14 protein-coding genes are annotated in these 12,270 nt (G+C 74.1%); all 14 read right to left on the bottom strand.

Features of this window, described 5'->3' with window-relative positions; all coding sequences use genetic code 11:
• Positions 1 to 1,011: 1,011 nt before the first annotated feature.
• Positions 1,012 to 1,953: a transglycosylase SLT domain-containing protein gene (locus ACI78T_RS20785; RefSeq protein ID WP_456560034.1), complete on the bottom strand. Its 942-nt coding sequence runs from the start codon at positions 1,951 to 1,953 to the stop codon at positions 1,012 to 1,014.
• Positions 1,941 to 2,405, bottom strand: coding sequence for a flagellar FliJ family protein (locus ACI78T_RS20780; RefSeq protein ID WP_456560033.1), 465 nt, complete (start codon positions 2,403 to 2,405; stop codon positions 1,941 to 1,943). The genes ACI78T_RS20785 and ACI78T_RS20780 overlap by 13 nt, the downstream gene beginning before the upstream one ends.
• A gap of 31 nt (positions 2,406 to 2,436) precedes the next feature.
• Complete coding sequence (locus ACI78T_RS20775; protein WP_456560032.1) at positions 2,437 to 3,768, bottom strand: FliI/YscN family ATPase; 1,332 nt, start codon at positions 3,766 to 3,768, stop codon at positions 2,437 to 2,439.
• Positions 3,765 to 4,517 (bottom strand): FliH/SctL family protein, encoded by a 753-nt coding sequence (locus tag ACI78T_RS20770; RefSeq protein WP_456560031.1) that lies wholly within the window; start codon positions 4,515 to 4,517, stop codon positions 3,765 to 3,767. Before ACI78T_RS20770 ends, ACI78T_RS20775 begins: the two co-directional genes overlap by 4 nt.
• The gene (gene fliG / locus ACI78T_RS20765) at positions 4,501 to 5,577 is read right to left on the bottom strand and encodes a flagellar motor switch protein FliG (protein ID WP_456560030.1); all 1,077 of its coding nucleotides are present in this window, start codon (positions 5,575 to 5,577) and stop codon (positions 4,501 to 4,503) included. The genes ACI78T_RS20770 and fliG overlap by 17 nt, the downstream gene beginning before the upstream one ends.
• Positions 5,574 to 7,166, bottom strand: coding sequence for a flagellar basal-body MS-ring/collar protein FliF (fliF, locus tag ACI78T_RS20760; RefSeq protein ID WP_456560029.1), 1,593 nt, complete (start codon positions 7,164 to 7,166; stop codon positions 5,574 to 5,576). Before fliF ends, fliG begins: the two co-directional genes overlap by 4 nt.
• The gene (fliE, locus tag ACI78T_RS20755; RefSeq protein WP_456560028.1) at positions 7,166 to 7,486 is read right to left on the bottom strand and encodes a flagellar hook-basal body complex protein FliE; all 321 of its coding nucleotides are present in this window, start codon (positions 7,484 to 7,486) and stop codon (positions 7,166 to 7,168) included. Before fliE ends, fliF begins: the two co-directional genes overlap by 1 nt.
• 2 nt (positions 7,487 to 7,488) lie before the next feature.
• Positions 7,489 to 7,893, bottom strand: a complete 405-nt coding sequence (gene flgC, locus ACI78T_RS20750) for a flagellar basal body rod protein FlgC (protein ID WP_116449840.1) — start codon at positions 7,891 to 7,893, stop codon at positions 7,489 to 7,491.
• A gap of 1 nt (position 7,894) precedes the next feature.
• Positions 7,895 to 8,251 (bottom strand): flagellar basal body rod protein FlgB, encoded by a 357-nt coding sequence (flgB, locus tag ACI78T_RS20745; RefSeq protein ID WP_456560027.1) that lies wholly within the window; start codon positions 8,249 to 8,251, stop codon positions 7,895 to 7,897.
• A 349-nt stretch (positions 8,252 to 8,600) separates the two neighbouring features.
• The gene (locus tag ACI78T_RS20740; protein ID WP_456560026.1) at positions 8,601 to 9,683 is read right to left on the bottom strand and encodes a glycosyltransferase family protein; all 1,083 of its coding nucleotides are present in this window, start codon (positions 9,681 to 9,683) and stop codon (positions 8,601 to 8,603) included.
• Positions 9,684 to 9,765: 82 nt separating this feature from the next.
• A complete protein-coding gene (locus tag ACI78T_RS20735) occupies positions 9,766 to 10,200 on the bottom strand; it encodes a hypothetical protein (RefSeq protein ID WP_456560025.1) in 435 nt (144 codons plus the stop codon).
• Positions 10,197 to 10,583, bottom strand: coding sequence for a flagellar export chaperone FliS (gene fliS, locus ACI78T_RS20730; protein WP_456560024.1), 387 nt, complete (start codon positions 10,581 to 10,583; stop codon positions 10,197 to 10,199). The genes ACI78T_RS20735 and fliS overlap by 4 nt, the downstream gene beginning before the upstream one ends.
• Positions 10,584 to 10,629: 46 nt before the next feature.
• Positions 10,630 to 12,009, bottom strand: coding sequence for a flagellar filament capping protein FliD (gene fliD, locus ACI78T_RS20725; RefSeq protein ID WP_456560023.1), 1,380 nt, complete (start codon positions 12,007 to 12,009; stop codon positions 10,630 to 10,632).
• Between the two features lie 134 nt (positions 12,010 to 12,143).
• Complete coding sequence (locus tag ACI78T_RS20720; RefSeq protein WP_456560035.1) at positions 12,144 to 12,257, bottom strand: flagellin; 114 nt, start codon at positions 12,255 to 12,257, stop codon at positions 12,144 to 12,146.
• Between the last annotated feature and the right edge of the window lie 13 nt (positions 12,258 to 12,270).

The following is a 12,270-nucleotide window of genomic DNA, read 5'->3' as shown; positions in this document are numbered from 1 at the left end:
GGGGGGGGGGGGGGGGGGCGGGGGGGGGGGGGGGGGGGGGGGGGGGGGGGGGGGGGGGGGGGGGGGGGGGGGGGGGGGGGGGGCGCGCGCCCCCCCCCCCCCCCCCCCCCACGACCGCGGGAGCTGCCGCCGCTACGGGCTCGTCCGCGGCCGGGACGGCGGCGGCCGGCACCGGCGCCGAGGGGGCGGGTGCGGCGGCCGCGGGGGCGTCCGCGGCCGGCACGACGGTGAGGTCGGCCAGCGCGGCAGCGGCGGCAGCCGACGCCGGTGCCGGGGAGGGCGTGGCGGCCGGGACGGCGGTGCTCGCGGCAGGCGCCGGGGCCACCGGGGCGGCGGGCGCCGTCGGTGCGGTGGCGGGCAGGTCGAGGTCGGCGGCCGGTCTGGTGGCCGGAGCCGGCGCGGCGGCCGGAACCTCCCCGGCGGCCGGCACCTCCGCGGCGACGGCACCCGTGGCGACGGCACCCGTGGCGACGGGCGCCGTCTCCGCCGGGGCCGTCGGAGCGGCAGGTGCACCGAACGCCATCGCCCACAGCGCCGCAGGGAGCCCGGGGGCGGCAGCGGTCGAGGCGGCGTCGGCGGCCGGCACCTCGGCAGTGGAGGGCGTGGTCGGCGCTTCGGGCGTCCCCGTCGTGGCGTCGTCCGGGGCGTCGGCACCGCCCTGGTCGGGCCGGTGCGCGGCGGCGGCGGCCGCCCGGTCGGCCGCCGCGGCGGCGCGGGCACCGGCCCGACCCGCTCGTTCGGCGGCGCGGTCGGCCCGCTCGTCCGCTCGCTCGGCGGCCCGGTCGGCGCGGGCCTGCGCGTCGGCGGCCCGGTCGAGGGCGCGGGCCGCCCGGTCCTCGGGCGTGCTGCGCCGCTCGGCGGCGCGGTCGGCCCCCTGGCCCGGGCGGTCCGCCGCCAGGGCGTCGTCGAGGGCCGAGGCGAACGGGGAGGCGCCGGACGAGCCGCGCACGTCGGTGCTGCTCGCCGGCCGCGTGCGCAGCGACGTCAGCGCGTTGATCGAGCCAGGGCTTGTCATCGGTAGGCCTCCGCCTTGGTCATCACTGCGCGCACGTAGTTCTGGGTCTCGGAGTAGGGCGGGATGCCGCCGTAGCGCGACACCGTGCCGGGGCCGGCGTTGTAGGCCGCCAGGGCCAGGTCGGTCGAGCCGAACTGCTTCGTGAGGCTGCTCAGGTAGCGCGCGGCGCCGTCGATGGCCGACGTGGGGTCGAGGGCGTTGACCCCGAGACCGCGGGCGGTGGCCGGCATGAACTGCATGAGGCCCTGGGCGCCGGCGGGGGAGACCGCCGAGGCGTTGAAGCTCGACTCCTGCGAGGCCACCGCGGCCAGCAACGAGGCGTCGACCCCGTAGCGGGCGCCCGCGCGGGTGAACAGGTCGGCGTACGGCACGCCGGCGAGCGCGCTGCCCGAGGCAGTCGCCGTGGTCGCCGCCTGCTGGGGGAGGACGCGGCGGATGACCGTCGGGTTGCCGACGTCCTGCACCTTCACGACCTCGCCGGCCTGCGGGGCGGCGATCATCTTGCCGTCGCCGATGTAGATGCCCACGTGGTCGATGCCGGCGCGGCCCGACGAGTAGTCGAAGAAGACCAGGTCGCCGGGGCGGGCGTCGGCCAGGGAGGCGACCGCCTGGCCGCTGGTCGCCTGCTGCGACGAGGTGCGCGGCAGGTCGATGCCGAGGTTCTTGTAGACCAGCTGCGTGAACCCCGAGCAGTCCAGGCCCTTGGCCGGGTCCGTGCCGCCCCACAGGTAGGGGACGCCGAGGTACTTCTGCGCCTGGGCCACGACCGCGCTCTCCGAGGCGGTCGCGGGGCCGGTGGCGGTGGTCGCCGAGCCGGTCCCGGTCAGGCCGGCGGCGGCAGCGGCGCTCGCCCAGTTCGCCGCGGTGCTCTGGGGGCGGTGCAGGAAGCGGCTCTGGATCTCGCTGATCCGGGCCTGGACCGCGCTCACTCCGTCCACGGGACCTCCCCGTCGTCGGTCCGGTCCGCGGCGGCGCGGCCGGCGCGGCCGGTCACCAGGTCGTCGACGGCGCGCTCCTCGGCGACGTCCTCGGCGTGCTGCAGCGCTGCCATGTGCCGGTCGCGGAGCCGCTCGAGGCCCTTGGTCCGCTGGGCGGCGGCGGTCCAGTTCGCGCGCACCAGCTCCGCCTGCTCGGCCGACGCGATGGCCAGCGCGCGGGCGTCGGCGGCATCGGTGGCGGCCGTGCGCAGCAGGGTCATGGTGGCCAGGAACTGGCCGGCGGGCAGGGAGCGGGGGAGCCGCGCCTCGGCCAGCGTCGTCTCGTACTCGGTGGCCCGCCGGTCGGCGTCCGCCGCCGCGCTCGCCGCCTGCGCCGCCGCCGCGGCCGCCGCGCGCTCCTCGGTGCGCCGCAGCTCGAGCACCGGCTGCAGCCGGAACCTCGCCCGCTTCACGCCAGACCCCCGCGCAACTCCGCAGGCGTCGTCATGCGCTCCTCACGATCCGCTGCAGCCAGCTCCACGCCTCCTGCGGCGCCGTGGACTCACCCATCGGCTGCTGGAGGAACGACTCGATCGCGGGCGCGAGCATGCGGGCCCGGTCGACCAGCGGGTCGCTCCCGGTCTGGTAGGCGCCGATCTCCACCAGCTCCTTGACGTCGCGCAGGGCACCCATGAGGCGGCGGATCTCCCGCGCGTCGGCCATCAGCTCCGGCGGCACGACCGCGCTCGCCACGCGGGAGATGGACTCGAGGACGTCGATGGCGGGGAAGTGCCCGGTCGTCGCCAGCTTGCGGGTGAGCACGATGTGCCCGTCCAGGATCGACCGGGCGGTGTCGGCGATGGGCTCGTTGTGGTCGTCGCCCTCGACCAGGACGGTGTAGAGGCCGGTGATCGAGCCGGTGACGCCGGTCCCGGCCTTCTCCAGCAGCTGCGGCATCATCGCGAAGACGCTCGGCGGGTAGCCGCGGGTCGCCGGTGGCTCGCCCGCGGACAGGCCCACCTCGCGCTGGGCCATCGCGGTGCGGGTGATCGAGTCCATGAGCAGCAGGACGTCGCGGCCCTCGTCGCGGAACGCCTCGGCGATGCGGGTGGCCACGAAGGCGGCCTTGAGCCGGACCAGCGGCGGCTCGTCGGAGGTGGCGACGACGACGACGGTGCGCGCCATGCCCTCGGCGCCGAGGTTCTCCTCCAGGAACTCGCGCACCTCGCGGCCGCGCTCGCCGATCAGGCCGATGACGCGGACGTCGGCGTCGGTGCCGCGGGTGATCTGCGCGAGGAGGCTGGACTTGCCGACGCCGGAGCCGGCGAAGATGCCCAGGCGCTGGCCCTTGCCGCAGGGCACCAGCGTGTCGAGCGCGCGGACGCCGAAGGTCAGGGGCTCCTCGACCCGGGTGCGGGACAGCGCGTGCGGCGTCTCGCTGGAGAGGTCGACGAAGGACACGTGCGAGCCCAGGGGCGGGCCGCCGTCGACCGGCCGGCCGAGGCCGTCCAGCACGCGGCCGAGCAGGGCCTCGCCGACCGGCACCTGCAGCGGCATCCCGGTGGCGCGAACCGGGGCGCCGGCGTGCACGCCGGAGAGGGTGCCCAGCGGCATGCAGGTCAGCCGCTCGCGACCGACGGCGACCACCTCGGCGAGCAGCGGGCGGGTGCCGGGATTGACCTCCACCAGGTCGCCGACGGCGGCGCTCAGGCCGTCGACGCTCAGCGTCAGGCCCATCGCGCCGGTGACGGACCCGGTGACCTGCGGTCGGGCGGCGGCCCTGGCGCGGGCGAGCACGGTGGGGGGGAACGTCGTAGGGGCGGCGGGCGGGGTCATGAGGTCAGCACCGCCTGGACGCGTTCGAGGGCCGCGCCGAGCTGGGCGTCGATGCGCCGGGGGCCGGTCTCGACCACCGCGCCGGCCCGCTCGATGCCGGCGTCGGCGACCACGCGCACGCTGGCGGGCAGCTCGGCGAGGGACTCGGCAGGCACCTCCGCGAGGTCGTCCGGGTGCACGCGGACGACGGCCGGGGCGTCGGCCGGGACCAGCGCCAGCGCGCGGCGGACGGCGTCCATGAGCGGGTCCTCGGCCAGCGCCAGCTCCCGGCCGAGCAGGTCCTCGACCAGGGTCAGCACGGTGCCGATGACCGTCTCGCGGACCTCGTCCGCGACCGGCACCGACGCCTCCTCGAAGCGCGCGGCGGCGGCCGCGAGCGCCGCCGTGGCCGACGCCATGCGGCGCTCCCACCGCGCCTGGACGTCGGCGAGCCGCTCGGCGGCGGCGCGCTCGGTCTCGGCGACGACGGCGGCCGCGGCGGTCATGCCCTCGGCGTGGCCGGCGGCGAAGCCCTCCTCGTGCGCCCGGCCGCGCAGCCGCTCGAGCTCCTCGGCGTAGACGTCGCCGAGGCGGAACGAGGGGCCGCCACCGACGACCGGCACGTCGGCGGCGCGGCGGATGGTGCTCCGCCGCTCCACGACCGGCTCGGCCGCGGCGGGCGGCCGCTGCTCGGGCACGCCGGCGCGGTACGGGGTGACCTGCTGCGCGGAACCGGCCCGCAGCAGGACCCCCTCACGAGACGAACTCATCGTCCTGTCCACGGGTCAGCGTGAGGACGCCCTGCTCCTCGAGCGTGCGGATGATGCCGACGACCTTGGCCTGGGCCTCCTCGACGGTGCGCGTGCGCACCGGGCCGAGCAGCTCGATCTCCTCGTTGAGGTTCTCGGACGCGCGCTCGGAGAGGTTGCGGAGGACCTTGTCGCGGACGTCGGGGCGCACACCCTTGAGCGCGGTGGCCAGGTCGTTCGCCTCGACCTCGCGCAGCACCTGCTGCAGCGAGCGGTCGTCGATGGTGACGATGTCCTCGAAGACGAACATCTGCGACCGGACCTGCTCGGCGAGCTCCGGGTCGGTGTTGTCCAGCCACTCGAGGATGGAGCGCTCGGTGGGCCGCGGCGAGCGGTTGATGATCTCGACGAGGGTCTCGACACCGCCCACGGTGGTCATGTCCTGGTGCGCGAGCAGCGAGCCCATGCGCCGGCCCAGCTCCTCCTCGACGAGGCGGACCATCTCCGGCGACGTCCGGTCCATCGTGGCGATCCGGTGCGCCACCTCGGCCTGCTGCTCGGGCGCGAACCCGGAGAGGACCTCGGCCGACTGCGCGGCGGTGAGGTGCGCCAGCACCAGGGCGATGATCTGGGCGTGCTCGTCCTTGAGGAAGGTGACGAGCTGCCGCACGTCGGCATTGCGCAGCGAGGCGAAGGGCACCTCGGTGTAGACGACGTTGAGCCGCGACAGGATGCCCTCGGCCTTGTCCTCGCCCAGGCCGGCGGCCAGGATCTCGCGGGCGAAGTCGACGCCGCCGCGGCCGATGAAGTGCTGGGCGGTCATGAGGCCGTGGAACTCGGTCATGACGGAGTCGACGTCCTCGACCTCGACCGAGCCCAGGCGCATGAGCTCCCGGGTCAGCGACTCCACCTCGCGGGGGCGCAGCTTCGACAGGATCGCGCCGGCCTCCTCCTTGCTCATCTGGGCGAGGAAGACGGCGGCCTTGCGCAGGCCCGGCAGCTCGGGACGTGGGGGAGCGACCGGGACGGGCAGGTTGCCGCCGCCGGCGCCGAGCAGCTGCTCCATGCCTGCGAGCGTCACGACTTGTTCTCGCTCAGCCAGCCGCGCAGCATGGCCGCGACCTCGTCGGGGCGCTCGCTGACCATGGTGGAGATCTCCCCCCGCACCTTCTGCCGCTCCGCGGCCTCGAGCTCCATCTGCCGGTTGTCGACCTCGACCGCCTCGCGGCTGCTGGCCACGCGGAGCCGGTCCAGCTCGGCGAGCATGTCGTCGGAGAGCTCGAGGGGCTCGTAGTCCTCCTCGACGTCGCCGCGGCGGCGCGATCGCAGCCAGACGATGAGGACGACGAGCGCGATGCCGGCCGCGATGCCGCCGGTGCGGATCATCGACCACATCTGCTCGCTGGCCTCGGCCTCGCGGGCGGCCTCCATCTCGGCGGCGGCCTCGTCGGCGGCGGTGGTGTCGAACGGCATCGAGGCGACCGTGATGTCGTCGCCGCGCGCCTCGTCCAGGCCCACCGCGGTGGTCATGAGGTCGCGGATCTGCTGCTGGTTGAGGTTGCCCGCGACCGCCTCGTCCATGACGACGGAGACGGTGAGGCGGTTGAGGCCACCGGGAGCGCCCTCGGTCACCGTCGTCGTCTTCCCGACCGCGTTGTTCGAGGTGGTCGACTCCTTCTCGTACGTGGAGGTGCCACCGCCGGCGTTGTCCGCGGCGTCGGGCATGTTCTCGGGGCCCAGGACGCCGCCGACGGGGGTGCCCGAACCGGTGTAGTTCTCGGTCGTGGTGCTCTCCGAGACCGGCGGGGTGCCCTGGTCGTAGGTGTAGGTCTCCGACGTCGTGTCGCTCTGCGAGAGGTCGACGTCGGCGCGCACCGAGACGACGGCGCGGCCCGGGCCGACGACGCGGTCGAGGATCGCCTGTGCGTTGGTCTTCAGCCGTGCTTCGTACTCCTGCTCCACCTGCGAGCGGGCGTCGCCGGCGGCGGCGGTGATCCCCGTGCCCGGCGCCGACAGCACCTGCCCGGAGGCGTCGGTGACGGTGACCTGCTCGGGGTCCATGTCCTGGACGCTGGAGGAGACCAGGTTGGTGACCGCCTGGATCTGCTCGCCGGAGAGGCTGGTGCCCGCGGCCAGGTCGAGCAGCACCGACGCCGTCGGCTCGGACTGCTCGGTCACGAAGACCTCGTCCTCCGGCAGCGCCACGTGCACGACCGCGGAGTTGACGCCGTCCAGGGCCTCGAGGGTCTTGGAGAGCTCGCCCTCCAGCGCCCGCTGGTAGGTCACCTGCTGCTGGAACTCACTGGTGGTGATGCCCTGCTCGTCGAGCAGCGCGTACCCGGTGTCCTGACCGGCGGGCAGCCCCTGGCCGCTCATCTGCAGCCGCAGGTCGTACACCTTCTCCTTGTCGACGAGGATCGTGCCGCCGCCGTCGGTGAGGGTGTAGGGGACGCCCGAGGCGTTGAGCTCCTCGACGATCGCGGACGCGTCCGTGGCGGCCAGGTTCGAGAAGAGCGGGGCCTGGGTGGGCGCGGTGATCCAGCGGAAGAAGAAGAACCCGCCGAGGAGCAGCCCGATGAGCAGGAGGCCGATGACGACCTTCTGCCCCAGGCTGATCGTGGAGAACGTGGAGCGGGCGCGCTCCATCGTCCCGGCGAGAGCCGACTTCATCAGACAGGCATCCTCATGATCTCGTTGAAGGCCTCAACGGCCTTGTTCTTGAAGGTCACGACCATCTCGGTCGCCAGGGACGCCTCTGTCCTCGCGATGATGTAGTCGTGCACGTCCTTCAGGTCGCCGGTGGCGGCCTGGGCGCCGAGGGTGTCCGCGGCGTCCTGCGTGCTCTGCAGCTTGTCGAAGGTCGAGGCGAGCACCGAGGCGAAGCCGTCGCCGTTGCTGGTCGAGGTGACCGCGTCGGCGTTGGTGGAGCCGGCGACGCCGGTGACCGCGCTGACGCCCACGGGCAGGATGCCGCTCAGGGGGGCCGTCACGGTCAGCCCTTCCCGAGCTGGAGAGCGGCCTGGTACATGTTGGTGGCCCGCTCCACGACGGCGAGGTTGGCCTGGTAGCCGCGCTGCGCCATCAGCAGCTGGGTCATCTGGTCACCGAGGTCGACGTCGGGGTACTTCACGTACCCCTCCTCGTCGGCGAGCGGGTGGTCGGGCTGGTAGACCATCCGTCCCTCGCCGCTGCCGAACTCGGCGCGCGCGACGCGCACGCCGCCCTCGCCCGAGCCGTAGTCGACCGCCTGCGCGACGACGAAGCGCTCGCGGAACGCGTCCTCGTTGGTGCGGGTGACGGTGTTGACGTTCGAGATGTTGTCCGAGACGGCGTCGAGCCACTTGCGGTGGACCATCAGGCCGGACCCGGAGATCCCCAGGGTGTCGAAGATGGCCACGTCACTGCGTCCTGAGGGCGGTGCGCAGGGAGTTGTACTTGCCGTCCAGCGCGTTGAGGGCCAGCTGGTAGCGCAGACCTGTCTCCGTGGCGATCAGCGTCTCCTGGTCGAGGTTGACGTTGTTGCCGTTGGTGTTGGTCGGCTCCAGGGAGCGGGAGGTCGTGCCGCCGCTGATCGTCGGCGTCTCACCGCTGCGCAGGGCGCCCTTCAGGGAGGACTCGAAGTCCACGCGGCCGGCGAGGAAGCCGGGCGTGTTGACGTTCGCGATGTTGTCGGCCGTGACGCGCTGGCGCTGGGCCAGGCCGGAGAGGCTGGCGTGCAGCGCAGCGGGCGTGATGTCGCCGATGAGTGAGCTCATGGGACGGGTCGCCGACGGGTGCAGCAGGACACGATCGACCTCCGGGTACGCGGAAGGCACTCGCGAGCGAGTGGGGGGTCCGCCGATCCGTGGCGAAGTGGTGCTGTCCGTGCAGGTCTGACATCGGCACCCGGGTCGTGCGGGCTGACCGTGGCGGCGGCACGCGCGGGGCGTGCGGGCCGGGCGGGGAACCGGTGGCGGGTGTGACCAGCGGTGACCTCGCCGTGTCCCGGTTCGACCGGGACACCTGAGTTGGCACCTTCCGTGCCGGGGGCCCGTGAGGGCCGCGAGAACGCACGAACGCCCCGTCACCGGAAGCGGTGACGGGGCGTCGTACGGGTGGGGCTGATCAGCTGCGCGCGGCGCCGGCGAGGGGGCGTGCGGCGGCCCGGGCGCGGGCGCGGTGGTCGAGGGCGGCACGCCACGCCCCGAGCCACTGCTCGGCCGTGTGCTCGGTGAGGTGCCGGGCGAGGACGGTCTCCCGCGCCGCGGCCGCCACCTCCCGGCGCCGGTCGGCGTCCTGGACCCCGGCGGCGAGCCACTTGGCCCAGTCCTTGGCCGCCCGGGCGGGCAGCCCGAGGCCGAGCCGGTCGTACTCGCCGATCCGCGACCGGACGCAGTAGACGCCACGGGCCGCGTACTCGAGCGGCTTGAGCCAGCTCTTCGCCTCGTTGAAGCGGTCGACGCGGACCGGGGCGACGCCGATGTCGAAGAGCTCCCCGAGCCGGCCGAGGTAGGTCTCCACGTCGGCGACCCACGGCACCTCGGCCGGGTCGACGGCGAGGCCGAGCCGCTGCTGGATGTCGACCTTCCCGCCCAGGACGACGAAGCGGCTGCCCGGGCGCGTCCGGTCCAGGGCCTGCTGGAGCCCGGACCCCATCACCTGGACGTCGTACGGCCGGGCGGCGACGTGGCCGGCCCACCCGATGGTCACGGTCCCCGGGCTGCGGTCGAAGGCCGGCGGGAGCTCGGCGATCCGGCGGGGGACGGCGTTGGGCACGAGCACGCCGCGACCGTGCGCCGCGTACTCCTGGAGCAGCAGGGGAGAGGAGACCGTGACAGCGTCGGCCTCGCGGGCGCACGCCAGCGCGTGCTGCGCCCAGCCCTCGACCACCATCAGCTGGTACGAGGGCGAGCCGAACGGCACGGCCGAGAGCAGGTCGTCGATCTCCACGACCACGGCGACACCGCGCGCCTGCAGGAGGCGCTGGCACTGGAGCATGGCCACGGTCTTCGGCAGCTGCAGGACCACGACGTCGGCACCCTCGGCGTCGACGTCGACGATCTCGCCGTCCCGGACGGTGGTCCGCAACCCGTTGGCGAGGACGACGTCGACGTCGGCACCGGACTCCCGGAGGGCACGCGCCGGCTCCTCCGCGCGGTAGAAGATCGAGCCGTGTGCGGCCGTCGACCGGACGATGAGGACGCGCATGGGGAGACCCTTCGGAGCGGGACGGGTGTGCACATCCCTCATCGGCACCCGACCGGATGGACCGGGGGAGAGGGCGGTGCGCTCAGAGGACCTGGTCGATGAACGACGGGACCGGGCGGACCGGCCCGTAGGACATCCGCGCGGCGACGTCGCGCTGCCGCTGCGACTGGGTGATCCGCTCGACGAGGGCCTCGGCGACGGCGAGCTGGTGCTGGAGCAGGTGCATCGCCCGCTCCCGGAGGTCGTCAGGGACGGGCCCGAGCCCGGTGGGCGGCACCCAGTCGGTGCTGCGCCGACCCCAGGCGGCGATCTCCTCGGCGCGCCCGCGGGCCAGGGTCTGCTCCGCGGCGAGCACCTCGCCCTCGAGCTCGGTCAGTGCGTCGTGCCAGTTCCTCGGGCGGCGGCGCTTCTCGCCGTCCTCCCGGCGCGCCGCCCCGGTGACCGGGGGGTGCGGCGTGTACGGACCGGCGTGGGGTCCGGCGGCTGCGCCGCCGGTCACCGGCCCCACCGCGCTCATGACGGACTGCCGGCCAGCATGGCGGCGGCCTGCCGCCACGCGTCGCGCAGGGGCTCGACCACCTGTCGGCAGGAGGAGATGCGGTTGGTGTCCAGCTTGACGTTGGCCTGGATCATCTCGCTGATCAGCCAGTTGTAGAGCGCGGCCAGCCGGGGGCCGCCCTCCCAGACGTCGACCTGCAGGCTCGACAGCAGCTCGATGACGATGTCCTGCGCGTGCTGCAGCTGCTCGCTGGCCGCCTGCCGCTCGCCGGCCGCCGCGGCCTTCTGCGCCCGCTCGAGGTCGAGGGCCAGGCGGTCGTACAGCATCACGAGGACCTGCTGCGGCGAGCTCGTGGCGACCGCGTCGCCGAGGTAGCGGGCGCGGAGGGAAGCGGCACTCATCGGGAGTTCTCCTGGAGCGAGGTAGAGGTGGTGCGGAGCAGCCGGGTCAGCCGGCGGACGGGAGGGAGTTGATCTGGCTCGCCAGCCAGGTCGACTGGTTGCGCAGGGAGCTCAGGGCCGTCTCCATCGCGGTGAACTGGCGGGTCAGCGTCTCCTTGCGCTTGGCCAGGCGCAGGTCCCAGGCGTCGATCTGCTCCTGGTAACCCTTCTTCAGGCCGTCCTGCCCGTTGGCCAGCGCGACCAGCGAGCCGGTGGCGCTGTCGGAGGCACCCTTGGAGACGGTGAGCAGCCGGCCGGCGAGCCCGTCGACCGCCGGCACGAGCTTGCCGTCGGCGTCGGTGGTCGCCGGCGTACCCAGGACCATCGTCTGGACCTTGGCGGGGTCGTCCTTGAGCGCGGCCAGGAACACGGTCTTGTCGAAGACGACGCTCTTGCCGTCCTTCGCCAGCTGGATGCCGATCTTGGCGGGGGAGCCGTTCGCGCCGAGGGCGGCGGTGACGTTGTCCAGGAGCCGGGAGCCGAGCGAGCTGACGGCGTAGTCGCCCTTGAGCGTCGCGGTGCTGCCCGGGGCGTTGGAGGTGTAGTCGCGCGCGTTCTTGGCCGCGGCGTTCACGGCGTTGATGAGGCTCTGCACGGTCGCGGCGACGGCGTCGGGGTCCGAGGCGATCGACAGCGTGGCGGTCTCGTCCTTCTTGCTGACCGTGAACGTGCCCCCGGGCATCACCGAGTCGAAGGTGTTGGTCGCCGACGACACCTCGACGGCGCCGGTGGCACCAGGCGTGCCGAGCACGATCACGGCGTCGGCCGCGTCGACGTTGGTGGTCACGGCGCCGGCGCCGGAGAGGGAGAACTTGCTCGCCAGGCCGGTCTCCTTGGAGACGACCCGCAGGGCGGCCTCGCCCGAGCTGATCTGCACGACCGAGGCGCTCAGCCCGTGCGAGCTGGCGTTGATGGCGGCCGCCGCGTCGGCCAGCGTGCCGGTGCCGCCGACGGTGATCTTGGTGGGCGAGGCGACGCCCTTCTCGTCGGACACCGTGATCTCGGTGGCGCCGTAGGAGGAGGTGGGCGACGTCCAGGTGCCCGGGGTCGAGTTCCGGTTCATCACCGCGTGCGACGTCGCGAGCTGCTTCACGGTGAACGTGAGCGAGTTGGAGGCGGCTCCCGCGGTGGCGGTGAAGGAGACCGTGCCGTTCGAGCTGGTGGCCTTCGTCGGGTTCCACGCGCCGGGCTTCATGGCGGCCTCGGCGGCAGCGGTCACGGCGAGGAAGGTGGTGTTGACGGTGCGGTAGGCCGACGCCGCCGTCTCGGAGGCCTTCAGGCGGGTGCGGAGCGCGGTCTGCGGTCCGGCCTCGGCCTGGATGAGCTGGGAGATGAGGGTGCCGGTGTCCATCCCGGAGATGAGGCCGGTGCTCAGGCTCATCGTCATGCGGTGGTCTCCTCTGGTTGGGACGATCCGGCTGCGAGTGAGGGGGGAGACCCGGAGGTCTCCCCCCTCACCCGGGGCACTGCTGAGGCGGTCCTCAGCTGGTCCGTGACATCAGGCCGCTAGGCGGCCGGGGGTCAGCGGAGCAGCGACAGGACGCCCTGCGAGGCCTGGTTGGCCTGCGCGAGCATCGAGGTGCCGGCCTGGGACAGGATCTGGTTCCGGGTGAACTGGACCATCTCCTGCGCCATGTCGGCGTCACGG

This window comes from Blastococcus sp. SYSU D00922, from assembly GCF_054050495.1.
This window is presented reverse-complemented; position numbering and strand designations above follow the sequence as displayed.

What these genes read in the sequence shown, in the direction of transcription:
- ACI78T_RS20775 (WP_456560032.1), bottom strand. Translation starts at nt 3,768, where the DNA reads ATGACCCCGCCCGCCGCCCCTACGACGTTCCCCCCCACCGTGCTCGCC.
- ACI78T_RS20770 (WP_456560031.1), bottom strand. Translation starts at nt 4,517, where the DNA reads ATGAGTTCGTCTCGTGAGGGGGTCCTGCTGCGGGCCGGTTCCGCGCAG.
- fliF (WP_456560029.1), bottom strand. Translation starts at nt 7,166, where the DNA reads ATGAAGTCGGCTCTCGCCGGGACGATGGAGCGCGCCCGCTCCACGTTC.
- flgB (WP_456560027.1), bottom strand. Translation starts at nt 8,251, where the DNA reads ATGAGCTCACTCATCGGCGACATCACGCCCGCTGCGCTGCACGCCAGC.
- ACI78T_RS20740 (WP_456560026.1), bottom strand. Translation starts at nt 9,683, where the DNA reads ATGCGCGTCCTCATCGTCCGGTCGACGGCCGCACACGGCTCGATCTTC.
- ACI78T_RS20735 (WP_456560025.1), bottom strand. Translation starts at nt 10,200, where the DNA reads ATGAGCGCGGTGGGGCCGGTGACCGGCGGCGCAGCCGCCGGACCCCAC.
- fliS (WP_456560024.1), bottom strand. Translation starts at nt 10,583, where the DNA reads ATGAGTGCCGCTTCCCTCCGCGCCCGCTACCTCGGCGACGCGGTCGCC.
- fliD (WP_456560023.1), bottom strand. Translation starts at nt 12,009, where the DNA reads ATGACGATGAGCCTGAGCACCGGCCTCATCTCCGGGATGGACACCGGC.
- ACI78T_RS20720 (WP_456560035.1), bottom strand. Translation starts at nt 12,257, where the DNA reads ATGGCGCAGGAGATGGTCCAGTTCACCCGGAACCAGATCCTGTCCCAG.